Genomic DNA, 25724 nt, shown 5'->3' on the forward strand with positions numbered 1-25724 from the left:
TTGACGCTCCCCCAGTCGGCTTCGCCGACAGCCCCCTCAGCCGAGGGGGCCAAGAATAAAGATGCGTCAATTTAAATCCGGCAAAATGCTAGGACTCTGTCGGACCTAAATGACGTGTTCTTTATTCTCGGCTCCCTCGGTCGAGGGAGCTGTCGGCAAAGCCGACTGGGGGAGCGTCAGGCCCGTCGCATTAAGCTCGACAACATGCTAATCACTGCCCGATTCAGTGGAAATATCGTTCGCCCATCTGGTAGATGTGTTGGCCGAGGACCGCGATGATGACCTTTATGTCATGGTCCGCCAGAAATGCATGAATGGCCTCCGATGCCACCCGCATCGCCTCTTCCTTCGGATATCCATAGATGCCGGAGGAGATCAGCGGGAACGCGATGCTCACGCAGCCATGATCCCATGCCAGTTGCAGACTGTTCGCATAGCAGTCATGCAGCAGTCGTTCCTCGCCATGATCGCCACCCTGCCAGATGGGGCCGGCCGTGTGAATGATGTATCGTGCCGGAAGATCGAAGCCCGGAGTGATAACCGCCTCACCGGTACGGATCGGCGCCAGCGCGTCGCATGATTGCTGCAGTCTATTGGCGCCCGCGGCGCGGAATATCGCCCCGCATACGCCTCCGCCCTGAAGTAGTTCCGTATTGGCCGCATTGACGATCGCGTCCACATCCAAAGTGGTGATGTCAACCTGCTGGATGGACAATGACATGCGCTTTACCTTCCAGTTGTCTGCTTATTACATCAGTCACAACAAGGTTATCAAGACAAGGTCATGACATGACGCGGCATAGGCGCGCCACGGTGGGTGCGACATAGGCGTTTTGCACCCCCACTGTGGCGCGAATTGTATCTGACGATGAGGTGAACCGGTCGTCGAAGGCATGGCTGTCGCATAAGTTCACATAATGCGTCTACACTGGAATTGCATTCGGGGCAGTTGCCCCCTCCTTATGTTCATCGTCGAACCATGTGATTTTTTCGCATCCGAACGGCGGTGTTCCCCGACATGTCCAAGTTGACCGGCGAAACGAAAAAGATACGCCGAGCCGACATACCAACACACCAGCAGAAGAACAGAGGAGATCGCGATGAGCGGATACTACAACGGATCGAACACCCCAACCGGACCGAACAACCGGAAGACCGGCGAACAGTATTCATGGGCGTCGTTCCTGCCCTACACCGTCGAGTTCCGCGGAGACCAGTGGTGTACGTGGACGATCATCGCCCTGTGGAGCGCCGTCGCATATGGCGTGCTCGACACGCTTTCGGGAGCGCTCGTGACTTTGGAAAACATGGGTCTGATCATCATCCTCGTCTTCCTGCTCTCCGTCGTCATATGTGCAACGGCGGCTTTGGCGACATTCCAGGTGTATCAGGCACGTGGCGCAGCACGCACCGCCGGCCTGGATCCCAAGACCGCCGCCCCGCGCGGCTGGGTGCTGTCGATCGCGCTGACCGTCATAGGGGCAATCAGCGTCATCACGTGGGGCAGCGCCGTACTGATCATGATGAGCTGAGTCCGGAGGGAGAACATCATGACGACGAACGACAATACCGACCTGCTGAACGCGGTCATCGCGTATCTCGACTCGAAGCATTTCACATACGACGTGGCTGACGATCGCGGCAGCATCACCATGGAATGGGAGTTCTCGACGACCTCCACCATCAAACGAGGACGAATCAACATCAACATCACTCCCGACACGATCTGCATCTCCACCTTGCCGGAGATTCCCGAGGGATCGCTCTCGGTCTCCAAACAGGTACCGACCGACGATACGGACCGTCTCGCGGATGCGATGATCTTCCTCACGGCATCGAACTTCAATCGGATGCATTACAATCTTCAGCTCGATCCGGTCACAGGCACGGTCCAAAGCGTGAGCAGCCTGTGCTGCGGGGAATTCATCCCACCCATCGAACTCATCGAAATGGTATTCATAAGCTCGCATCAGGCGTGGGAAATCAGCGGCGACGAATTCGTCAACGTCCTGGAGCATCACAAGGACCCGCTGGTCGCCGCAGCCGACGCGGACCGCCGTGTCTTCGGTGACTGATCGGGCACCGCTCAGAAGAAAGATGGAACACATATGGTGGATCTCAACCTGTTCAACAGCGATGGCCTCGCGACGATCGACCAGTTCGGCGGACCGTCGGGGAAGACCAAGTTCGCCTACGAAGCACTGTCCATGGCCAATGGTCTCATTTTCTATTCCACGGCATCGGCGGATCGTCTCCTGTCCACTATCGACGTATTATTCCCGGAATTCAATCTGAGGTCGGCGAAGCACGGCGGCTCCGGCTGTATAACGTCCACCATCACAGACAACGTACAGCAGCTCAACGGTCTGCCAATATACTGCCTCCTGTACGACGGCCCCCAAGGTTCCGCGCTGGCGTGCCTTATCAACAACGCTCTGCCCCAATTCATCAATCGGTTCCAACTGCCCCCACAAGGCACGAAAGACCGTATGGACATCGTCGTGCGGGAGGCGACGCTCGTCTCCTCTCACACCCAGACGGGCGCCGCCGCGGCAATCGGCATGGGAACCGTGGTCGCACCTTGGTATGTCCCCGGTTTCGAAGGTACGCACGAACCGGATGCCGATGGCGCGTCGGACGGGTACATCACCGGTATCATATCGGCTGATCTCTTGCACGCGCTGGCATCATGGCAGCAGGACGGCTTCTGCGCATATCAGAAGTCATATACCAACGTGGACGGAAAGAATATCAGCCTGATCGTTGCATGCCTCGTCGAGCATGAAACTCCCGGCCCAAAGCTCGTGTTTTCCCTCGGCCGGATGACGGAGCAGGAACTGTCGCTCCTGTTCGACGGCATCGAACGGTTCGGGCCGTGCCGCAAACGTCTGGTCTCCGGCAACGGCGCCCTGATATGCGATCTCGACCCGCATGCCACTGCCGATCAGGTGGAAGCACAGGCCCATGAGCTGCTCGATACGTTCGACCGATGGCTTCATCGCAATGACGCATCGCCGGCTGTGACCGATCATGCCCCGGCCGATCACAACCCTGTCGATCACAACCTGCCGCAGACTGCCCCTGTCTCAAGCCAGCGCATACATGACGCGCTCAAGGTGCGTCTCGACGCGACGCTCGGACGCACACCGGCGGACACGCCGTCGTCACCGACACCCGTGCGTCCGGATGCGCCATCCATTCCCCTGCCATCGGCATCGACCCCCGCCATTGTGGAGCCTTCATCCACGCCATCCATCGCGCACACCAGTCTGAAGTTCTGTATGGCATGCAGCGCACAGCTTTCACCGGACGCGAAGTTCTGCGGCTACTGCGGAACCAGGGTCGGCTGATATTTCGCATCCTGAAACGGTGCGCATGCAACATATTCGTCACAGCGGCACGAATCGCCGGACGTATGACGGAGAAAGGAAGTTCACATGAGCGACAATGACAGCAACAAACCCGTACGGGGCATCAGCACCATCTCCAAGGAGCTGGACGAGGCACGCAACGACAACACATACAAGAACGCGTTCAAGGCGTTGGGCATGGCCGTCGTGTGCACGGTGATATCGTATATCGGCTACGAGTACGCGAACACGATCTACGTGTGGCTATGGATCTTAACCGCTCTCGCATGGTTCGCAGGCATCGGCATGCTGGTCTTCGGCAAAAGCATGGAGGAGGACCGGCGCAAGAAGATCGCCGCACTCGAGGCGGAACTCGCCAAGGCTAAGGCGGATCGTTACGGACGGTCGAAGACATCCGCCGCAGCACAGGGGTCGGCAGCGGTCGAACCGGCTACGGTTGCCGCTCCGGCGAGGCCGAAGATACGCCTGTCGGTGGGAGATGCGGCACCCATGCCGGATTCCACGCCGACCTCCATGACTGCACCGCACACACAGTCCGCCGTTCCCACGGCATTTCCGCAGAACGCCACGACGGTCCCATCGCCGAGCGACGCGCATCCGAAGGTTCATGCCCCCTCGCCAACCGGGTGGGTGCGACGGACGGCATCCACTGCGCCGTCCGCACCAGCGTCAGTTCCCGCACCAGCCGTATCCACGTCATCCCCGACCCCTGCGTCCGTGCGATACACCGCCACCCAACCGTCGAACTCCACACCGGCGGTGTCAGTCCCCGCGGCGTCCGCATCCGCCGAACGACCCCGGTTCTGCGGTCACTGCGGACAGCCGGTCGATGCCGCGACCAAATTCTGCGGTCACTGCGGTCAGGCCGTCTGACGCATTTCAGTGTTGCATCTGTTGCATCAGGGAAATCACTCGCCCGTCCTGGCGTGGCTTCGGTCACGCATGACGACGGGCAAAGTAACAAGAGAAGGAGAGAATCATCATGTCGTCATCGTCACCCGCACCGGGCGCGACATCCGCGCTCGACGAGAACGCCATCAAACCCGCCGAGGTGTGCACACCGGACCAATGGCGCATCCAGGACTGGCATACGGTCATCCCGATGTTCCAGCAACGGTGGAAGTTCGCGGCCCTGGTCCCGTTGGTCGTCGGCATCATCGGCGTCCTGTATTTCGGGTTCAAACCGGCTGGCTCCTATGACGGCTACACCGCCGGATCGATCATTCTGCCGGACAAGTACACCGATTACGGTCTCGGCGACGCGCTGTCGATGTTCGGATACATGACCGATGACCAGTTGAATTCCATTCTCGCCGATATGCGAGGGCGGAACATGCCCGGCTTCATCGGCTGGATCCTGTTCACTCTGGCTATGGTCGCCCTCGTGGCCGTGCTGTCGATGGCGTACGACGCCAGCTCGCGCACCGCGGCCACGATGCTGTCCAACGACGAGGCCATGTACCGTTTCTTCCGTGACCGCTACGAGGCGGAGAACGGCCCCTACAAGCTGGGGTTCAACGACGAGGCGCTCAACCTGCCGATGACCATCGCCGATTTCTCGTACGAGTGGCTGCTGCGCCCCGGCGCGATCAACGCGTATGAGGACGCGCCGATCACGGAAGCCTACAGGAACGCCGTCTACCGGCGGTCACGCACCTTCCTCGGACGCCTGTACCTGCTCTACACCGATCTGTGGTTCGATGCCGGCACGACGACGGCGAAGCGCATTTTCGGCGCGAACGGCTCCGATTCGACGAACACCGTCTTCGCCGACGCTTCGTCGAGCGCGAAAGCGACGTGGCAGGATCTGTCGTCGAAGGCGAGGGATGCGGCGGCCTCCGTTACCTCCGCGACCCAGCGGCCTACGGCACCTACCGCACAACCGTCGGCGCCCGCATCGGCGCCGCAATCCATGCCGCGGCCGGTGGCGCAGCCGACGCCACAATCGGCACTGCATCCGACGCCCCAACCATCGGCGTCGCCCACACCCACGGCATCCCCCGCCCCCGCCTTCAAATTCTGCGGCATGTGCGGCGCGAAGATCAGCCGCGACTCGCTCTTCTGCACCCAATGCGGCGCGAAATGCTCCAAGTGAGCGCATCGTGACGTCATAACGAAATCACACGACAATTCCGAAGGAACACCATCATGGAACACAACAACATCAACGCAAACGCCAACGCCAATGCCATCGCCCTCTCCGCCGAACAGACCGGCGATCCTGTCAACGGACGTCGGCGCTTCATCGGCATCATGGCCGCCGTGGCCGTGGTACTGCTCACCCTGGTCACGCTCACCGGCTGCGGCTCGTTCACCATCAAGGGAACATGGCAGAGCGTCGGCGAAGGCACATGGGGTCTGGTCACCGCCAAAGGCAAGACGGTGACCTTCGAGGACACGAACTGCAACCTGTTCAGCCCGCGCGACACCTACCTGCTGGAGGACAACGGCGACGGCACGTACAAGCTCACCGTCACGGGTCTGCTCGGTATGGGCGGCGAGTTCATCGTCACCCCGGACGGCAACGACCACATGACGCTCAAATCCGGGGACACCGTCCTTGAATTCCGGAGAGTCTAGACTGCTGGTCCCGGCCATCCGCAACCCAAATCGAAGGGACGCCATATGAATGATAACGTACTCGTCATTCTCATCTTCATCGGTCTGTTCATCGTCTGCTACATCTGGGAAATCCTGAAGCGCAAGGCGAACGCCGCGTTGAACCGCAACGTGTTCAGCCGCGGCACCTACAAGGCGCAACAGGAGCTGACCGACGGCAAATTCACCTACCCGTGCCAAGTGAGTTGGAGCACGGTACGTCCCCTGCTCGAAACCTCGCCGCTCGGAGACAATCTGCAGATCTCCCAGGAGACCTCCAACGGCATTCAGTGGGTGTATCGCGCGTTCCATCTGCACACCACCAGCGCCGGCGAGTTCACGGCGTATCTGGAACTCGACGAACGGTCCCACATCGCCACGTTCGAGTTCATCAGGTGGACCAACGTGGACGGCGTGGTGCGCCATCTCGAACAGATGCAGCAGCTCAAATCCTGGGTGGAGGATGTCATCGCCCAGGCGAACCGCACCGCGACCACGGTTTGAACACCTTGGCTACCGCTTGAACAGACCCAATTCCACGGCGTGGCACTGCGCTGGCCGGTACCGCCAGCCCGCGCAGTGCGACGCCTTCATATTTGTGCAGATGCACGAACGTTGCCATGTTCGTCACATGACGCTCCTACACTTGCATTCTGTTCGGGGCATTCGCCCTCTCCCCTCTGGTTGTACGTTCACAAGAATCTCGAATCGATGATGCATCGGTCTTTATTCACCGTGAATTGCGTCATCGTCGATCAGAAGGAACACCATGAGAAGAAACGGAAGATTGATACGGGCGATCGGCAGCGCAGTCGCCGTGGCCACGATGCTGGCCGGATTCACCGCAGCCGCCGCAGTCGCCGATGACGGTACGACCGCGCCGGGTGTCACTGTTACTAGAGGCGTGTTAAATTTCGCCGTCATCGGAGACTCTTACACCGCTGGCAATGGTACCTACGCAACTTTGGAGGGTACCGGCGCATCCTATACTGGTGGTCCTAATAATGACGGTTCGGCATACCGCAGCGACCGTAATTATGGATCTTTGTATACAAAGTGGCTTCGTAGCCAAGGCGTCAGCGTCGCGTATAAGAATTATGCATTTTCAGGGTCAACCACCGATGGCTCAGGTACAAAAAAACCTGATTATCAATCAATCATAAAGCAGGTTGACAACTTGTCCGCCACCACTGATCTTGTTGCTTTTACCGCTGGCGGAAACGATGTCAATTTCGCCAGCATTATCCAAGACTGTTATATTGGAGGTTATCTGGGCGCTTACGGCTGTGAAAAACGCATCAAGTCCGCAATGAGCAAAATCCCTGAGGTGAAGGCAAAAACCAGAAAAATACTGGCCACCTTGGACAACAAGATAGCCAACAATCGGCATGCGGAAGCCCTTCTCATCGGATACCCCTTACTGAGCACATTGCAGGACTTCTACTTCCAACGTCCGAATCCGTTCGATGGCGGATATAACGTGACCAAAAACATTCGGCAGCTTGGCACTGATGCAACGGCAATGCAACAAAAGCTGGTCGATGAATGGAACAAAGAGGGGCATAATCTCAAGGTTGTTTACGTCAATCCAGTTGATGCATTCTCCGGACATGAACCGAGCCCATATCAAAACAAACACCGCTGGATCAATGAGCTGGCCGAGACAGCTGGTTGGACCAATGATGACGGTATCACACAAGCCTATCCTTCTGGAGATGTGAATAATTGGTATCATCCGAACGTCACAGGTCATGAAGAAATAGCGAAGCTTCTTGAACAGAAAATCGGAATACCGACAGACTATATGCACCCAATTACGCCGACTTCCGGCAACATCGACGTGGTCATCACGCTTGACGCCACCGGTTCCATGTGGGACGACATCGACGAGGTGAAGAACAACATCGAATCCATCGTCGACAAGGTGAAGGAGAAGTCCTCGTCGGCACGGTTCGCACTGGTCACCTACAAGGACCGTCCCGATCAGGGCGGTGACCCCGACGACTACCCGAGCCAGGTCGAACAGGACTTCACCGACGACGTGGACACGTTGAAGAGCAAGCTCGAGGCCATCGACGTCTCCGGCGGCGGCGACGAACAGGAGACCGTGTATTCCGGCGTCGAGTCCTCACTCAATCTCAAATGGCGAGACGGCGTAAAGAAGGTCGACATCGTCTACGGCGACGCCCCTGCGAAAGATCCTGAGCCCACGACCAACTTCACATGGAGTTCCGTGGCCGACCACGCTTACAAGATCGATCCAGTGGAAATCTACGGCATCGACTCCGGTTCGCTGACCTCCGACGGTACGTTCCAGCAGCTGGTCGACAAGTCCGGCGGCAAGAGCTACCCCATCGCCGATGCCTCCGAAGCCTCGGACGCCATTATCGAGGCGCTCGATACCGCGCTCAGCAAGCCGTCCGTGTGGTTGGATGGTCCGTATATGGGCAAGCCCGGCACCACCATCGACTTCGACGCCCGCGGCTCCTACTCCGCGAACGGCGACCTGACGAAGTACGAATGGGACTTCAACGGCGACGGTGTCTACGACCAGACCACCACAACCCCGCAGGTCTCCCATACCTTCGTCCAACTCTTCGATGGCACCGTGGGCGTGCGAGTCACCGACACCAAGGGACAGACCGCGGTCGGCTCCACCCAAGTGCAGATCACGGACGACGGCGACGGCATCCCGGCCGCATCGGACAACTGCCCCACTGTGGCCAACCCTGATCAACAGGACACGGATCATGACGGCATCGGCGATGCCTGCGACGACACCCCCGGATGGACTACCGGCGACAAGGACGGTGTCTTCGAAATCGTCGACGGCAAACCCGGCCCCGGCCATCAGGCCGTAAAACTCTCCAAGGATTCCGTGGAACAGGGTGGCACCGTGGACGTGAAGGCCGGCCTGTACGCCCTCGGCACCAGCCCGACCATCACGCTCAAGGAGACCAAGAAGGAGCTCGGTTCGGCTCCGGTGTCCGAGGATGATCTGACGGTCAGCAAGACCGTGACCATCCCGGCGGACACTCCGGTCGGCGACTACACCGTGGTCGTCAAGTCCGGCGATCTGGAGGCCTCCGCGAAGCTGAAGATCACCAAGGCGAAGCCCGCTGTTACCCCGGCACCGAATAGCACGGACAAGAAACCGACCAACGACAACACGACGCCTTCCCCGAGCGACTCGAAGCCGAACAACACCAAGACGGCCAGTCCCAAGGCGGCCAAACCGCTGCCCAAGACCGGTGCAGATGTGATCCTCGCAATCGGCTGCGGCGCACTACTGCTGGCCGGCGCAACCATCGCCCTCATCATCCGTCGCCGTAAGGCATAGCGGACGGCAGTTCACATTCAAGCGGTAGCCGCAGCCACATAGACCGCGGCTACCGCTTGAGCAAACCCAATTCCACGGCGCGATCCAGCCGGGCCGACACCAGCCCGCGCAGGGTCGCGCCTTCGTATTCGCCGGCATCCGGCGCGGTCATGGAGAAGATCAGCCCCTCGCGCGTGGCGGCGACCACATGCTTGCCGTCCGCCGAATAGACGACGGCGCGCACCTCGCCGGAAACCTCGCGTATAGCCGGCCCGGGCTGCATGTCGTAACGGGAGAACATGATCGATCCGTCGGACAGTCCCGCGGCGAACGCGTTGCCGTCCGGTGCGGCGGCGACCGCACGCGACTGGTGGGCGTCGGTGGAGACCGCAAAGTCGAACATGCCGGCGTGCATCGTCCACGAGCCGTCGTCGCGACGAGCGTTGTCTACACCGTTCGATCCGCCGTCGCCCGTCTTCGACCGGGAGATGTTGCGCGAACAGTTCTGTGCAGTGGTGCCGTCGCCCACGAACAGTCCCTTGTTCCCGGAGACCGCGACGGCCCGAGCCGTGCCGCCGACGCAGTATCCGAGGCTGCCGGCGTCGGACGAGGCGGCGTCGGGGTAGGAGAACGTGTCCGCGCCGGATTCCACCACCGCGAGCACGCCGCCATCGAATCCGGCGAACAGTCTTCCTTGCGCGTCCGCACTCACCGTGCTGATCATCGCGCCGGATTCGTTGGCGATCCGACGTGTCGGCGAGCCGGTCGCCACGTCAATGACGTCGATCTCGGAACCGCATCCGATGGCGACCTCGTTCCCGCCCGGCAGGACGGCGAGCGCGACCGGATCGCATCCGTCGGGTATGGTGACAGGCGCCACCCTGCCGGTTCCGGACAGGTCATCGGAACCCCAGGAAACTTGGTACAACGCGGTTGCGCCGTCCCGTGTGCCGGCCACGTAGACGACGTTCTTGGCGTCCGGTGCGGCGGCGATGACGACGCCCACATCGACCGGCACATGCGTGTCATCCGAAAGCACCTGTCCTTTGCCCGTGTCGACCACAGTGATCTGTCCGTCACGGGCGAGGAGCACGGCGCGGCTGCCGGCGCCGGTCGTGCCGGATGACGGGCTACCCAGTGCGGCGCCGTCCATGAACCACGAGTCGGTGTCCTTGATGATCGTGGTGTTCGAACGAATCTTCCACACGGTCGCGGTACCGTCGTCGGAACGTATGGCGAGCGCCGAACCGTCCTCATTCCATGCCATCGACGAAACCGTCGTGAAGTCCACGCCGGTGAGCGTCATCAGCGTGTCTCCGTCATGCACGTCGAGGATGCGTACTCCCCCGTCACCGAGCGCCGCGACGGCGAGACCGTCCGGCGAGACGGCATAGCCGCGCGCCCGCACGCCGTGGGCGGGCAGTCCTTCCGGTGCCGTCGCGTCCAGATGTCCGGGGAAGTCATATCCGGCGAACCGCGCGTCCGTGGCCTTGCCGTGATCGTCGGGCACGTGCGTGTCGAGCACCATGCGCATCCCGGTCACGTACATGGCGCTACGCATCGTGGCCGCGTCGTGCGGCTGGGCAAGCGCGGTCTTCATCGCCTGATAGGGGCTGTCGAGCAGGGCGGCGCGTAGCGCGTCCCACTGTTTCGACTCGGTGTTCCACTGCTTGCTGGTTTCGTCGAGCTGCCGCATGCGGGCCGTGAATGTCATGCCGGCCACGCTGGAACAGATGATGACGGCCGTGGCGAGTATGGCGGCGAGTCTCATGAGCCTGCGACGCCGTGCGGATCGTCTCAGGTAACGCTCAGCGACCGGGGTAAACCGTCTGCCCGATGCGGAACCGAATATCCTGCGATAGGAGGCGAACGCCTTGCCTCGGGCGAGATCCCTCGTCTTGGCGCCACGGGTCATCCAATCCCCTGCGGCGATCTCCAGATCGGCTGCGAGTCTGTCCTCGGGAGTCACGGCCTTCCACGCCGCATCGATATCGGCAACGGCACGCGACGGATCGAACGCGTCCCGGTCGACGCGGACGCGAACCTGCGGACGGTGATAGTAGTCCGCCCAATCCTTCTCATCACGGCATGACTGCGACCCGTACCACAGTTCGGAAACGCACATGATGACGAGATCCGCGCCACGGATCGCCTCGTTCACCTGACGTTCCCATTCGACACCGGCCGGCATGCTCGCCGTATCACGCCACACGGCGATGCCAGCCCGTTCAAGCAGACCGATGAGCACGTCCACGGCGTCCGATTGACGGCGTGAGTATGACACGAACGCATATCCCATGATTCGTTCTCTCCCCTTCTATCTGTCGGCCGTTTCGGTCGTCGCAACGGCGTCGGGCGCGGCTTCGCATTGGGTCAGCGCATGACGTCTCATGAACGAGCTGCCGAACACCGTTGTATTGTTGCTCGGCCAGCATGCGGGCATGCGTACGGATGCGGCCGTCATCGCGCCCGCGAATGTGGAGGTACCGTGCAATGACCAAGGTTTCCACCAGCCGGCGGCGGTGTGCACGACCAGCCGTGAACGGTCCGCGTTCCAGCCGAGCCGATCGATGGAGGCCCCATCGGGCGCGGTCCAACTGCGCACCCGCGTCAGCGTCACCGCGGAATCCTGCGACCGGGTGAGGTCCCAGGCGACGACGATTCCCGAATCGGTGCCGACGGCCACCGCGTCCCCGGATGGCGTGACGGCGACGACGGTGACGGTCCCGATTGCGCCTGACTGTGTGCCGATCGTCGTGTCCGTCTTGCCGGAGGGAGTGGCCACGGTGAGCCTACCAGTGTCGTCCACCTGCGCCTGCACCGTACCGTCGGCACCATTCCCCTGGGCCGTGAGACTCGGCGTCGTCGTATCGGAGACCACGGCATTCGCGGGCTCGGAGTCGGAGGGCGTGATCGCGTCGAGTGACTGGATGACCAAGTCCAGACCGTTGCCGCACGCCAACGATCCGCTGCGGGAGAACGCGGGATAGGTGACCGCAGTGACGCTCTCGCACATGGTTCCCAAGTCGAGTCCGGTATCGGTGTCGAACACGTGAACGCCATCCTGGCTGGTGCTCACCGCCACGAGACCGTTCGTCGACACCGCTAGGCCGATAGGCGCGTCACGGGTGACGATGCCGGTCGGTCTCAGTCCGTCCGCGTATCCACCGTGCCCGTCGGGCCGGGCGACGAGCAGGTTTCTCGCGTCAACGACGACAATCGTGCCATCCGCACCTATCGCGCCGTAGACGAACTCGCCGGAGCCCTGCGGCAGCGCGAAGTCAGCGGATGTCGCATCCACGTCCTCGTCCACAACATGCACCGTGTCCCCGGTACGCACCAGCGCACGCAATCCGTCGTCCGTGCGTTTCACGTCCAGCACCTCGCCCGTCGTCGTGGAATCATGTAGACCGCCAGATGCGTCCCACACGGTCACGTGGTCATCCGCTCCAACCATGACGCGCGTGGCGTCCTTGTTGACGGCGACGCGCGACTGTGCAGGCGTCTTGGCGTCGATCACGCGTGCCGTTCCACGTTCGAGGTCGACGAGCGTCAGACCATCGTCTCCGCTGACGGCGGCCGCTCGTCCGTCGGAGGATACGGAGAAATCGTAATTTCCCTGCGCCACGCGCCATGCCTTGAGCGGCTTCGCCGTGGCAACGTCCCAGATGCGCAGCACGCCGCCGGACGATTCGGCATAGAGCCGTTTGTCATCGTCGGAGAACCATCCCGACCCGGTGTAGTCGCCCTTCCGAGCGTTTTCGATGCCGATGTTCGCCTTTACCCACTCACGCGACAGACCTTCGCGAATCGTCTCCAACGCGGCCGCATCGTCTATTCCACCGGATTCGGCGGCCTGAATCGTACGGAATGTGGAAAATTCGGGCCAGGAATCCATCTGGAAGCGGGAGATCGACTGTATGGATGCGATGAATCGCTGATTCGCCCAACGGGTGAACAGGATGGTGCCGGCGACGAACGCAGCGACGAGCATGACAGCGACCGTCACTCGCACGTTCGACCAGATCGACTTGCGCCGCATCGTCGTCGCGTAGGAGAAGGATCGGGCGGCGTATTCACGCATCACGGGAGTGGTCGGACTGAACGAGTCGGTATCCATCTGCGACGCCAGTCGGGATGCATCCCGCGCCTGTGCGAGGTTCTCGATGAGGAAGTCGTCGCCTCGGCCGCTGCGATACCATCGGTCGGCACGGGCGTATAACGCGTTGTAGTCGTCGTAGAGACCGACGTTGGAGCGAAACAGACGGTTCCAACGCGTCACGCGCTCCTCGCCCGGGCCGCATGAGAAGTCAGCGCAGTTGTGTTTGTCGATGTCCGGCCCTGACCGCTCGGGCTTCACATCGTCCAGTCGGACCGGCACCACGACACGGCACGCACGGGCAACGGATGAAGCGTAATCCAGAAACGCATGGTCTCCTATGGCCGTTTTCGACAGGATGATCACGCACAAACCCACTGTTCTCGGATCGGCTCCCGGCTGAACGATCGCATACCCCAATCCGTCGGCCACCGTTGCGGCTTCGCGCGCCGCATCCATATCGGATGGATGCACCACAATCATCACATTGGTCTGCATAGTCGGTCTCCTCGCCCTTCCGTTCCCCGTATGGTCCATGATACGTCCGGTCGTGTCTGGGGAGGCAAACGTTAAGATGGCAGCAGGGACATGGGGAGGCAACATGGCGCAACGGCTGGCATTGTTCATCGGCGTGGGGAAGTATGCGAACGAGGCGTACCGGAATCGGCAGCCGCAGTGCTGCTGCGTCGATGCGCATGCGTTCGCCGATCTGCTGCGCGAAAACAGTCCGCGCACGCCCCAGCCGAACTTTCGTCTGCTCGGCGGCACCGTGTACGCGACGCCTGATCCGTTCGATCCGACCGATCCCGAAATGTCGGCGGATGCCTTGACCGACCGCGTGCGAGACCTGTTCCGCATGGTGCGACGCGGCGACGCGCTCCTCTACTTCACCGGCCATGCGATTCCCGTCGACGACGACGCGGATCTGCTGTTGCTCACCCCGGACGACGATCCGACCGACTCCACGTCGCGCCGCGGCATTCGCGTAAGCGATATCCGTAAGGCCGCGTACGCCTCACAGGCGAGCAGCATGACCATTATCCTCGACTGCTGCCATTCGGGTCTTGCCGCCACGATGGAGTGGCCTCGCAATACGACCGTGCTCGCCAGCACCGACGAGCATACCGCGTCGCAATCCCTGTTCGGCACGCATCTGATGTACACGAGTGCGCTCATGGCCGCGCTGCAGGGCGCTGCCGCGGATGTGCAGGGCGTGATCACGCCGTTGTCGCTGCATTCGACGGTGTGTGCGCTGCTTAATCTGGGCGAGGACGGTCAGCAGCCGGTGCTGCGCACGTGGAGCGACGCGACGAGTGTGCTGCGGCAGGTGGATGCGAGCCGGCAGATCACTGAGGATGAGCTGGCGCGTATCGCCCCGGACGATACGTATGGAGCTACGGTCACCCGCCGTCGTGCCGCTGCGCGCACGTTCGACGGCATGCCGCTGCCTACGTTCACCGGATTCCCGACGAAGGACGCGGCGTTCGCCGTGCACCCGGAGCATGAGGCGCCGACCGCGCGCGATGGCGTAATGCGTTCCGGCGACGAAACGTGGGAACGGCTGGACGAATTGCAGCGCGACATGGAATTGTTCAAGCATCTGCGCAACGCGAAACTGCTTGAGGCGTTCATCCGTGAACCGGATGGGACGACGCGCGAAGTGGACCTGTTCTGGGCGTGCATGGCCGAATGGGACACGGACCGCCACGAGCCGACCGGACGGCAAGGTTACGTGCGTCTCACCGATCTGGGCCGCCTCTACTGGGATATCCAGCACAAGCGGTGACGGGAGCAATAGTCAGCGCAGGGTGCAACTGATCGGCAAACCCAATCCCTCCGCCGGAGCCGCCACGCCTCCGCGACGCCACGTGCCACGCCGCACATCGATGTCCAAGGACAGCTCGTCGCCATCGGCAAAACGCACAACGAGCCGATGCGCACCATCCGCGTCCGGCATGTCGACGCGCAGCGCCAGCGTGTCCGCATCGTCACGTCGCACGAGCACACGGGAACGTTGGGAGACGAACATCACATCCCAGTGCTCCCCCGGCGCGGCCGAATGATCGGTGTCACCGGTTTCGTCATCGGCGTCACCGAGCAGCACCGGCGCGAACCGGCCGGCGTGCACCGCCGCATCGGCCTGCGCAGTGGCGGCATCAGACGCCGCGCCCATCGTCACCGCACCGTCCCACTCGTCGAGATCTCGGGTCAGCTCGTCGAACATCGCATCTGGCACGCCATAGCCGACGGCGAGCGCGACCGTGAGATCGGCGTCGCCTTCCGGTGTGGATTCGCGGCATTCGCGTTCCACGCGGCTCTCGTACGGGTACGGCAGGTGACCGGCGAGCGCGAGATAGCGGGTGAGATACCGGTTCGCATAGGCGAGCGCGACGTCGTCGGCAAGTACCTGACCCGCGAATGTCGGGGTGAATCCGCCGGTGAGTCCGGCGATCACATCGCGGGGCGTGAAGGGGCGCGTCACGCCGTCCTTCCACGGCGATTGCGCACCCGACGGTCCGCTCGCGGGCATGCGCGTGTCATTGGTCATGTTCTTGCCCCTTTCCGCTGTTCCGTGGCCATATTGGCGCCATTGCCGGCACCGGAAGCCTTCGACGTGTCGTGGAACACGCACGCGCCGTCGGAGGCGGGATCGATGCGCGAGCCGATGCAGTCCGCCGGCGTGACGCGTATCGCTGTCCAACGCCGACCCGTGACGCGCAGCTTTGCGAACGCGGCGAGCACGACTGCACGCACCACATGTTCGGCGGCGTCGATGTCACGGGCGACCGCACGCCAGGCGTCCTCATGGAAAGGCTCGGAGGCTTCCGTCTCTCGCCCAAGCGCACGACGCAGGTTCGTGATCTTGAATTCGCGTTCCGCCTCGGCGAGCCGTTCCGGATCGGACAGCATGATCGCCATGAGTCGCGGTCCGATATGCCTGCCGTATGGGCCCGGTACGGTCAGGCGCAAACGCTTCGCCTTGGCGACGCGGATCAGCGTCCAGCAGGATTTGCGGAAGCGTTCGCCGCCACGCTTGTCGCACAGGTCGATGAGTCTGACGAATGTCTCGACGGAGGCATCGGTGCCGAGCATCATGCCCAGTCCGGTCACGGCGGCCAGGTATTGGACGGCGTCGCCTGCACCGCGGGCGCTGTCCGCATAGTCGCGGATGGAGCGGTCCAAGGCACGCCCGCCGTTTTTGCTCAGATGCCCGCGATCGCGGTACAGATCGGCGAGCCGCCCGCCGCTGCCCCAACCGCGTTCGCCCTCGTACCGTTCGAGCGCTTCGGCAAGTCGCCAGGCGTTCACGTCCTGATAGGCGACGACCGGATTCGTGGACCGGTAGGCGAGCGCGTGGCCGTGGCCGTCGACGGCGAGGGCGTGGATGGTCTCGCCGCCAAGCCACCGGCTGACGGCCATGTCGGCCGTGTCGTGGAACCGCCACCATGCTTCGGGCATCGCGGTTTCGTCACCCGTCACGCCTAGGTCAAATCCCAAGTCCATCGCCTCACGCACCTGCGCCTCCATGGACGCACGCACCGAGTCGAATCGGTCCTCCATGCCGGGGAACATCCACACATCACGGCGACGTACCTCACGGGAGCGGGCATCGTCGCTGTCATCCGCAGTCCTGTCAGCACGCGTCGGCGCGACATCATTCGTCGTCGCGGCCCCGCCGGAGACGAGCGCGACGTAGTCACGGTACTCGTCCGGTGCGAGCGTGCGCCGTTCGCCCCCGTAGCCGGCGTATCCGAGGATCGCGTTGCGCAATCCGACGTACACGTATTCGCCCGGCACATCGGACGAGTCCTCGGCGTTTCCGCGGTCCTGGCCTCGCGCGCCTTGACCGTCGAGGTCCACGGTCCGGCCCACGCACGCATAGGCGAGCAGCATGCGCATCGCTTCACGGGCATCGTGCGGCGGTTCGACGTCTCCGCGTACGAGCGAGTTGCACGATGCGGCAAGCATCCGATCCATGAACTCCGGCGTGTCGGCGATGGTGCGCGCGGCCAGGCGGATCGTCGTCACGTCGTTCTCGCCAGGCATCATGTCACACCACCGCGCGTAGCCGCGTGACACGCGCCGGTGTGTGACGACCATGCGGCCCATCAGCGTGTTCCACGTCGAACCGTCCAACACGTCATCCACGGTGCCGGCGGGTTCAGGCGACGGCAGAGCATCGAACCGTCGCGAATCACGTGCCGGCATATCCACGCCCCGCCATCGCGCGTCGTAGGCGCGTCTGTCCGCACGCCAGACGGTCTCCAACACCGCATGCCAGACGCACCATGTCTCCACGTCGCGTCGGGCACGCGGAGTGTGACGGCGCGCGGCAGCCACGCACTGCGTCCAATGTGCCTTCGCGTGGTCAAGCGCGGTGGAGGCGTCGCTCACCGTGACGTTCCATAGGTCAAGACGCGACCGAATCATACGCTCCCACGCGTCGCCACCCGTGCCGGAGCCATCCGGCGCGCTGCCTTCCAGGTCCCCAACGGCCCGTCGTGACCAGTCTCGCAGACGTTCGGCGGCCATCCGCCTCGCCGTGCGCGCGGCGAGCATGCCCAGGAACGCCGCGGAGTCGATGTCTCCCTTGTAGTCGTATGTCGAGCGCAGCGCGGCGACGAACCCGCGACGGTCGATATGCGGGTCGAGTCCCGCGACGAAATCAACGAACCGGTCGAATTCAAACTGCAGCATCATCGCCGCGGCCATCGCCGTCTCCTCGTCCGGCTCATAGACGTTGTCGGCGAGGTTGCGCACGCCGATGGGAAACGTATGATCCTGATCGACGATGAGACACAGGTTGAGGAAGTCTACGGCGTATGCGCGGCGGCTGGAGGTGCATCCATCTTCCGGAAAGCCCTGCGCTCGCATGTAATCGGCCATACGCCGCGACATGCCATCCATATAGCGTTCGAGAAATGGTCTGACGATATCCGGTTCGACCGGTTCCAGCCATTCCCCCGGATACCAGTCATCGGACAGGCGGCGGCTGCGGTCGTCGGTGGAGGGGCGCCTCCACGGGGACACTTCGGTACGGGAACGGTCCATCAATGCACCACCCCCTGCGGCCATACGACATGCACAGGCACGCCGGACCTTCTCGCATACGCCACGACGTCGCCGGTGCCACCGAGACCGCCGGCGGGAAACCCGTCCCAGACGGCGAGCAGACCGTCGCATTCGTCAACCATCCTGCGGCCTGCCGCCATATACGCCTCGCCGCATGGATGGTCGAAATCGAGCGCGACTGTCTCGTCGGCGCTTGCGAGCAAACACCGGTACGACGCGAGTCCGTCATCATCGAACGTGGATTCGTAGCCATGCGACGGGACCACCGCCCCAAGACGGTAGCCAAGCTCCAACGCGATGCCGGCGGCCAGCTGGTCCGCACCGACGGCGAGGCAGCTGACGAACAGATTCCCGGCTTCGTGGAGCGGCGGCGTTTTTTCACCAGCAGCATCGAGGCATGTTGCGAGATAGGCGCGAACGCCGTCGCGCACAAACGGCAAGGCCGATTCGGGAATCCGTTGATGACCGGTCACCGCAATGATCATGATTGCCTCCCATCGACCAATGACTCGTCAACACGCCATACCACGGCCGTTGCGTTCTTTCGCCGCCTTCATTGTACGTACGAATACGAGGCAGACGCCGATTCCCTTCGTATGCCGGCGCCGGTCGTCTCTCAGGCACCGTCCGCATCAGATGCCTTCGGTCTTGGTGCGCAGACAACCATTTCGGGTATCTGCGGAAGCACGATTGCTCTCCTCGATCGGGATGCATTGCCGCGCTCGCCACGGATCATGCGGAACATGCCGGGAACCGGAGTGAATCGGATTTGAAAATTCGACGCGACCGGGAATCCACGCCGATTGCGAAGCGTCGCAGGGAAGGAGGGACGCATGGCCGAAACACATTCAGGCGTATCAGCGAATCCGTCACAGCTCGCTAGTACTTTGCCGGACTTAATGCGATGAGCTTGGCCCGAGATGGGTCTGACGCTCCTTCAGTCGTCTTCGCCGACGGCTTCCTCGTCCGAGGAAGCCAAGAATAAAAGCACATTAGCCGATCCGCGAATTACAGCCGGGCAAGGAGACTATCTTGCAGTTCTAGGGCAATGACTCGGGCATGCCGCCGATATTCACGAACTCCGGGTCGGCAAAACGGCTATTTTCCAACACACCAATTTCAGCGTTCCTGTCTCGTACCGCTGCCGATGCCCTAGAACTGCAAGATATGCCCCTAAATCAGCCGGAAAAACGACGTGCCACCTCAGCCGTTCCGTCGAAGTCCCTTCCCGGCATGCCTCGATGCAGGGTTCGTGTCTTCGCATGAAGACCGTTGCAGCATTGTCCCGGCGATATACGGAATCGTCCCGCCGGAAGGATTCCGGCGGGACGATGGGCTATCCGCATCTTCTCCGAACATGCCGGTCAGGGCACGGTGGATGGGGCGTCACTCCTCTTCGGTGCGATGCACTCCAAGGGACGCGAGCCCGATGCCGCCGAGCGCCACAAGGATGGCGACGGCGAGCGCCATCCACGCCACGGACGAGCCGGTGTCGGACAGTCGTTGCACCGTCTGCACGTTGCCGTTCGCACCCGCATCGGCCTTCGGATTGGCGGACGGCTGCTTGGTCACATTCTGGCCGCCCTGCTGAGGCTGCTTGCCCGGCTGCTGCGGAGCCGGCTTCTCGCCGGGCTGCTGCGGCTTCGGGGTCGGCGTCGGCTTAGGCGTCGGCGTCGGTTCAGGCTCAGGTTCGGGAGTCGGCTCCGGCTGGGGCTGCTCCGCCGGCTTCGTCAGCAGCGTCTTCACCGTCGCCCCGCCGATCGCGAGCGCCCCGCCGTCGGCCGCGGCTGCATCCTTCGCCGCCGCAGGAGCCTGATCCGCCGCGGCCACGAACGCGGCGCGCTCAGCAGCGGTCAGCTTCTTGGTCACGGTGATCGAGCCCGCGCCCGGCCCCTGCTCCTCGCCGGTGTAGTCCAGTCCGGTCAGGTCGCCGAAGTCCACGCCGTTGGCGGTCAGCCGCACGCCCCACGGCCGCGGCTCGTCGGTGGTGAACGCGAGGCCGCTCACGGTGAACGTCACCGTGCCGTCGGCGCTCAGATGCGCCGCCGAGAAGCCGGCGCTGTGGCGGGTCTTCGCGGATTCGAGCTTCGGATGCGCCTTGAGGTAGTCGGAGAATCCGTCGAAGTCGATGTACCCGGTGTCGACGTAGCCCGTACCTTGCTGGAAGACGGTGAAGTTGTCGCCGCCCGCGAGCAGGAACGAGTTGCCGGCGATCAGGTACGTGTCGTCGTCGCGTACGGCCTTGCCGTTGACGGTCAGGTCGTGCACGGCGCCGCGCGGCACCTGCTTGCCGTCGACGGTGGCGACGTACGTGTCGTACTGGTAGTCGACGTTGTCGGAGAAGCCGAGCCACAGCACCGGCCGCTGCGCGTCGGCCGGCTGCCACTGCTGTTCGATAAGCGTCTTGAGCTGCTTGCCGGTCAGGGTGACGACGGCGTTGGAGTTGCCGAACGGCAGCACGTCGTGCGCTTCCTTGAGCGTCACCTGCTTGTCGCCGTTCGGGTCGAGGTCGGCGCGCATGCCGCCCGCGTTGATCACGCCGATGTCGGCCTTCTGTCCGGATTGTTCGGCGGCCCATTTCGCGGCGTTGCCGTTGAGGATGCCGAGCGTGGATTCGACGCCGCGGTTGTTTCCGACCGTGCTCAGGTCACCGGGCTTGCTGGCGCCGCGGTTGAACGTGGCGTCGTCGGCCAGCGTGCCGAGCACCTCGCCGCCCTTCGCGTCTGCGGCGGCCTTCGCGTCGAGGTAGATCTGGTTGACGGCCGGGTCGGCCTCGAACAGCGGCACGTCCTTGCCGTCCGAGCCTTGCGTGAACACGTCGTGCTTGGCCGCGGTGGCGCTCACCTTCGCGTCCTTGCCGCTACCGGTGATCTCGAGGTCGGTGGTGGAGTATTCGACGCCGTAGTTCGCGGTTTCGATGATCGGCGCGCCAGCGTTGGTCTTCGCGGTCTCGTACAGGTGCGTGTGGCCGGCGAGCACCGCGTCGACGTTCGCGTCGAGGTTCTTCAGATCGTTCGCGTCGGCGTGGACGAGGGCGACGACCGCATCGGCCTCGCCGTTGGACGGGTCGCCGTCGGACAGCTGGTCGGCGTACTTATTGATCGCCGCGATCGGGTCGGTGACGGTGATGCCCTTCATGCCGGCCGGGGAGACGGAGTCGGCGAGCGTGGCGAAGATGCCGCCGATGAAGGCGATCTTCTTGCCGCCGGATTCCTCGATCGCGTACGGCTGGACCTTGCCCTTGAGCACGTCGCCGGTCACGTTGGCGACGACGTATTTGGCCGGCGCGATGCCGGGCACGATGCGGTTCGCCAGATCGGCGGCGCCCTTGTCGTACTCGTGGTTGCCGGTGGCGGAGACGGCGAGTCCCATCGCCTTGAGCTGGTTCATGGCGGGCACGTCGTTCGCGATGGACGATTCGAACGCGGATGCGCCGACCAGATCGCCGGCGCCGACGAACAGCGTGTTCGGGTTGGCGGCCTTGGTTTCCTTGAGCGCAGTGGCGAGGTAGCCGCCGTTTTCGATGTGGCCGTGGAAGTCGGTGATGCCGAACAGCGTCACTTTGGCGGACTCCTGCGGTTCCGGCTGCGGGTTCGGGTTGGTCGCCTCGATCCAGCCCTGGCGCAGCGAGTGGCCGTTGGTCACGCCGTCGTCGGCCCAGAAGACCGGCTTGTAGGTCTTGCCGGCGGCACCGCCCTTGACGGTGGTGGCGGCCGCATCGGGCGTGATCGCGAAGCCTTCGGAGTTCTGACCGGCGATCTCGGCCGGAGTCGCGGTGAGCTTGGTGAGTGCGAGGGCGCCATTCCCGTCGAAGGTGTAGGTGGCGATCTTCGCGCCGGTGCCGTTGTCGTTGTCGCCTTCGGCGAGGAGCTGGCCGTGTTCGCCGTCCCAGGTCAGGTCGCGCGGCCCGTCGAATCCGGCGTTGGCCGCAGCGGCGGGCAGCGGGATCTGCGCAACCGGATAGGCCACGTCATTGCCGCCGACCGTGGCGAGCGCGAACGCGTAGATCGCGTTGGTCTTCTCGAGCGCCGCGAAGAACAGGCCGCCGTAGTCGTTGGCGGTGCCGGCCGGATCGTAGTCGTGCGCGTCGCTCGGGTCGAGGTTGACCTGGAAATGGTTGGCGGTGAGCACGGCGTCCGGGATGAACGCGAGGCCTTCGACGCCCAGGTTGGCGTCATCCTTGCCAAGCGTGACGCCGAACTGGCTCAGCGGCGCGACGAGATTCCACTCGTGCGTGGCGGTCAGATCCTGTGCCCCGTCGCCGTTCGCGTCGGCGGCGGCCGCGTTCACGTCGTATGAGAGGATGGACGGGCGCGGCACGTTCTTGTTCTCGTTGTCGCGTTCCGCGCCGATGAACACGCCCTTGGACGAGTCAGGCGAACCATCGGCACCCGGGATGAGCGTGATGCCTTCGGAGTCGACCCCGCCCTTGCCGTCCTTGAAGTGCAGCTGCTTGCCGCCCTTGGTCTGGCCGTTCACGTCGAACGTCCATCCGTCAGTCGGGTCCTGCTTCCACGTACCGGTCGCGGCGTCAAGCACGAACTTGTTGATCGATCCCGGCCCCTTGTCTTCGGTGTTGCCGAGCGTCGGGTTGAGGTCGTTGTCGGCGGCCCACAGCGTGTCGGAGGAGCCGTTGCGGCCGGACTCATACACCAGTCCGGACAGGTTGCCGTCGGTGTGGTCGCCGGATTGGCCCTTCGCACCGAATTCGCCGTCGGCGTCGATCGCGGTGACGGTGTCGAGTCCCGGCCATGCGTCGACGGTCATCGTCTCGCCCGGCTCGGGGGTCGGTGTCGGCGACGGGAATTCGTTGGCCGCGCCCGGCGTCGGCTTGTCGCTGACCTTGAACGTGCCGTCGTCGGCACGCGACCACGACTGCGCGTCGGTCATCTTGTCGGCGAGCTTCCACGTGGTCGTATCGACTTCGGCGGCGGCATCGTACTTGTCGCCGACGGACGAGGTCAGGTAGACGGAGTCGGCGTCCGATCCGAGGCCGGGGTCGCCGTTGTAGTCGATGTACGCGACGAGATAGCCGTTCGGCTGCACGACGGTGTTGGCGTTGATCTCCTTGTCGACACCGATCGTGTAGTGCTTCTTCTGCTTCTCGTCGTAGATGCCCCAGCCTTTGACGTCGACCGGTGCGGAACCGGTGTTCTTGAGTTCGACCCAGTCGTCGCGCTGCGCGACCGGATCGCCGAGCTCCTTCGTGTTGCCCGCGAAGACCTCGTTGATGACGACGGATGGCTTGGCGGACGCGCCGGCGGCCGGAGCCTCGGCCACTGCGGCCGGCACTGCGACGGCCGCCAGTCCCGACAGCGTCGCAGCCGCGGTCAGCAGCGCGATCACACGGCGCGACGCCGCGATACGGTGATGGTTCCCCATGCGTGATACCCCTTCTTCTGCGTCGGCGCACGGGTCTTGACACCTCACCGTGGCCCGCCGCCGATCGATATGGACAAATCTCACGCTAGAAACCCCACATGAACCCGACACCGTATCCACGCGAACGCCGGCCGTACCGCATCTGAACACTGGGCAAACGGACTTCGCACCGCAACCGGCCATCACGCACGGTCGGCTCGGCAACGCCATATGGCAAAACATGGCAACGGCCCATTGCCGACGCATCCGTTGTGGATACCGTGGTTCTCCAGCATAACGGTTCCACACACGGAGGGGCGGACATGACTGACGCAGGGCTGCGGTATGCGGCGACGCACGAATCGTTGACGATATGGTGGGACCGGCCCGACGACGCACGGCCCGGCCACCGTTATCTGGTGACGATCAGCGACGACGCGACGCACCGAACGCAGCAACCACAGCAGACGCAGCAGACACGCGAAACGACGGTGACGCACTGCACGATCGGCGATCTGCAGCCATCACATACGTACCGCATCGCCGTATCTCTCGACGCGGACGGCGACGGCCATGCGACCCGGGAGCTGGGAACCATAACAGCCCGCACGACCGCCGTCAAACGCATGATCGACGTCACCGAACCGCCATATCGCGCGGTCGGCGACGGCCGCACGCTCAACACGACGGCCATCCAACGCGCATTGGACGACTGCGATGCCGCCTCCGCGGTCCTCATCCCGGCCGGCACGTTCCTCACCGGTGCGCTGCGCATGCACTCGCACACCGAGCTCGTCGTCGCCGCGGGCGCGACATTACAAGGCACGACGAACCCGGCCGACTACGAGCCGTACATCCGCAGCCGGTTCGAGGGCATCGAAATGGACTGCCTGTCAAGCCTGATCAACATCGGCGAGCTCGATCATGACGGCCCGGCCAACTGTACGGACGTGACGATCCGCGGCGAAGGCGCGATATTGAGCGGCGGCCGCGAGCTGATGCGCAACGTGATCGAACGGGAGAAGCGGCGCATCCGCGACGGCCTGTCGACCGCACCGGCCGCGGTGGGTCGCCCGGACGGCGACGACACGGTGCCGGGACGCGTGCGGCCGCGGCTGATCAACATGAGCAACGCGAGCCATGTCACGATCGCGGGACTCACGCTCGGCCAGTCGGCCAGCTGGAACGTGCACATGATCTACAGCGACCATATCGTCACGTACGGCTGCACGTTCCGGTCGAAGGGCGTGTTCAACGGCGACGGCTGGGACCCGGACTCGTGCGAGGACTGCACGATCTTCGACTGCGTGTTCGAGACCGGCGACGATGCGATCGCGATCAAGTCCGGCAAGAACCCGGAAGGCAATCTGATCGGCCGGCCGAGCCGGAACATCCGGATCTTCGACTGCCGGGCCGAGTTCGGGTTCGGGATCACGCTCGGCTCGGAGATGTCGGGAGGGATCGACGACGTGCGCATCTGGGATTGCGACATGTCGCGCACGTCGTTCGGATTGGAGATCAAGGCGACGCGCAAGCGCGGCGGCTACGTGCGCGATGTCGTCGCGGCCGACAGCACATTCTCGCACATCCAGCTGCACGGCGTGCCGTACAACGACGACGGCGAGGATTCCGGTCAGGTGCCGGTGTTCGAGCGCATGCTGTTCGACCGTGTGCGCATCGAGGACCGTTTCCCGGCCACCGGCGACCGGCGCGGCAAGGGGCGCGACATCGAAGTGTGCGGCTTCGACGGCGATCATCCGGTGCGCGACATAGTCTTCCGCGACCTGACGTTTACGCCGACGCAGCCCGGCGAGATCGACCCGAACGCCAACGGTGCGGCCAACATCCGCCTGCTGCACGCGCGCGGCATCAGCTTCGCCGCCGATTGCGAGTAGCGCCGAAA

18 protein-coding genes and 1 pseudogene are annotated in these 25724 nt (G+C 63.3%); 11 read left to right on the forward strand and 8 right to left on the reverse strand.

Annotation, left to right across the window (positions count from 1 at the left end; translation table 11 throughout):
- Positions 1-223: 223 nt before the first annotated feature.
- Complete coding sequence (locus AC1A0G_RS06695) at positions 224-721, reverse strand: macro domain-containing protein (RefSeq protein WP_476528428.1); 498 nt, start codon at positions 719-721, stop codon at positions 224-226.
- Positions 722-1100: 379 nt separating this feature from the next.
- Here AC1A0G_RS06695 and AC1A0G_RS06700 point away from each other — a divergent pair, with 379 nt between their 5' ends.
- From AC1A0G_RS06700 to AC1A0G_RS06730, 7 genes are all read left to right on the forward strand, one after another.
- Complete coding sequence (locus AC1A0G_RS06700; protein ID WP_476528429.1) at positions 1101-1532, forward strand: hypothetical protein; 432 nt, start codon at positions 1101-1103, stop codon at positions 1530-1532.
- Between the two features lie 18 nt (positions 1533-1550).
- On the forward strand, positions 1551-2075 hold the full coding sequence (locus AC1A0G_RS06705) for a hypothetical protein (RefSeq protein WP_476528430.1): 525 nt from the start codon (positions 1551-1553) through the stop codon (positions 2073-2075).
- A gap of 33 nt (positions 2076-2108) precedes the next feature.
- The gene (locus tag AC1A0G_RS06710; protein ID WP_476528431.1) at positions 2109-3350 is read left to right on the forward strand and encodes a zinc-ribbon domain-containing protein; all 1242 of its coding nucleotides are present in this window, start codon (positions 2109-2111) and stop codon (positions 3348-3350) included.
- An 87-nt stretch (positions 3351-3437) separates the two neighbouring features.
- Positions 3438-4244, forward strand: coding sequence for a hypothetical protein (locus tag AC1A0G_RS06715; protein ID WP_476528432.1), 807 nt, complete (start codon positions 3438-3440; stop codon positions 4242-4244).
- Positions 4245-4353: 109 nt separating this feature from the next.
- On the forward strand, positions 4354-5466 hold the full coding sequence (locus tag AC1A0G_RS06720) for a zinc ribbon domain-containing protein (protein ID WP_476528433.1): 1113 nt from the start codon (positions 4354-4356) through the stop codon (positions 5464-5466).
- A 53-nt stretch (positions 5467-5519) separates the two neighbouring features.
- Positions 5520-5951, forward strand: a complete 432-nt coding sequence (locus AC1A0G_RS06725; RefSeq protein WP_476528434.1) for a hypothetical protein — start codon at positions 5520-5522, stop codon at positions 5949-5951.
- Positions 5952-5996: 45 nt separating this feature from the next.
- Positions 5997-6473, forward strand: a complete 477-nt coding sequence (locus AC1A0G_RS06730) for a hypothetical protein (protein WP_476528435.1) — start codon at positions 5997-5999, stop codon at positions 6471-6473.
- A gap of 222 nt (positions 6474-6695) precedes the next feature.
- On the opposite strand, the gene AC1A0G_RS06735 is transcribed toward AC1A0G_RS06730, so the two are convergent.
- Positions 6696-6893, reverse strand: a complete 198-nt coding sequence (locus AC1A0G_RS06735; RefSeq protein WP_476528466.1) for a hypothetical protein — start codon at positions 6891-6893, stop codon at positions 6696-6698.
- On the opposite strand from AC1A0G_RS06735, the pseudogene AC1A0G_RS06740 reads away from it, so the two are divergent.
- Together AC1A0G_RS06740 and AC1A0G_RS06745 are read left to right on the forward strand one after the other, a co-directional pair.
- Positions 6874-7680 (forward strand): annotated as a pseudogene (locus tag AC1A0G_RS06740) (SGNH/GDSL hydrolase family protein); the annotation flags it as partial. The gene AC1A0G_RS06735 and the pseudogene AC1A0G_RS06740 sit on opposite strands and share 20 nt — an antisense overlap.
- A gap of 93 nt (positions 7681-7773) precedes the next feature.
- Entirely contained in the window at positions 7774-9309 is a 1536-nt protein-coding gene (locus tag AC1A0G_RS06745) for a PKD domain-containing protein (RefSeq protein ID WP_476528463.1), read from the forward strand.
- Positions 9310-9358: 49 nt separating this feature from the next.
- Here the strand turns inward: AC1A0G_RS06745 and AC1A0G_RS06750 are convergent, their stop codons facing one another.
- Both AC1A0G_RS06750 and AC1A0G_RS06755 read right to left on the reverse strand, forming a co-directional pair.
- On the reverse strand, positions 9359-11587 hold the full coding sequence (locus AC1A0G_RS06750) for a toll/interleukin-1 receptor domain-containing protein (protein WP_476528436.1): 2229 nt from the start codon (positions 11585-11587) through the stop codon (positions 9359-9361).
- Positions 11588-11605: 18 nt separating this feature from the next.
- Complete coding sequence (locus AC1A0G_RS06755) at positions 11606-13885, reverse strand: WD40 repeat domain-containing protein (protein ID WP_476528437.1); 2280 nt, start codon at positions 13883-13885, stop codon at positions 11606-11608.
- A gap of 76 nt (positions 13886-13961) precedes the next feature.
- Between AC1A0G_RS06755 and AC1A0G_RS06760 the strand changes: the two genes are divergently transcribed.
- Positions 13962-15173 carry a caspase family protein gene (locus AC1A0G_RS06760; protein ID WP_476528438.1) on the forward strand — a complete coding sequence of 404 codons (1212 nt, stop codon included), beginning with the start codon at positions 13962-13964 and terminating at the stop codon, positions 15171-15173.
- Positions 15174-15185: 12 nt separating this feature from the next.
- Here AC1A0G_RS06760 and AC1A0G_RS06765 read toward each other — a convergent pair whose 3' ends face one another.
- The 4 genes from AC1A0G_RS06765 to AC1A0G_RS06780 form a co-directional block, all read right to left on the reverse strand.
- Entirely contained in the window at positions 15186-15935 is a 750-nt protein-coding gene (locus AC1A0G_RS06765) for a hypothetical protein (protein WP_476528439.1), read from the reverse strand.
- On the reverse strand, positions 15932-18439 hold the full coding sequence (locus tag AC1A0G_RS06770; protein WP_476528440.1) for a hypothetical protein: 2508 nt from the start codon (positions 18437-18439) through the stop codon (positions 15932-15934). Before AC1A0G_RS06770 ends, AC1A0G_RS06765 begins: the two co-directional genes overlap by 4 nt.
- On the reverse strand, positions 18439-18945 hold the full coding sequence (locus AC1A0G_RS06775; RefSeq protein ID WP_476528441.1) for a hypothetical protein: 507 nt from the start codon (positions 18943-18945) through the stop codon (positions 18439-18441). Before AC1A0G_RS06775 ends, AC1A0G_RS06770 begins: the two co-directional genes overlap by 1 nt.
- A gap of 901 nt (positions 18946-19846) precedes the next feature.
- Positions 19847-23842: a 5'-nucleotidase C-terminal domain-containing protein gene (locus tag AC1A0G_RS06780; protein WP_476528442.1), complete on the reverse strand. Its 3996-nt coding sequence runs from the start codon at positions 23840-23842 to the stop codon at positions 19847-19849.
- A gap of 302 nt (positions 23843-24144) precedes the next feature.
- Here AC1A0G_RS06780 and AC1A0G_RS06785 point away from each other — a divergent pair, with 302 nt between their 5' ends.
- On the forward strand, positions 24145-25716 hold the full coding sequence (locus AC1A0G_RS06785; RefSeq protein ID WP_476528443.1) for a glycosyl hydrolase family 28 protein: 1572 nt from the start codon (positions 24145-24147) through the stop codon (positions 25714-25716).
- The last annotated feature ends 8 nt before the right edge of the window (positions 25717-25724 follow it).

The organism is Bifidobacterium sp. LH_230, from assembly GCF_056357555.1.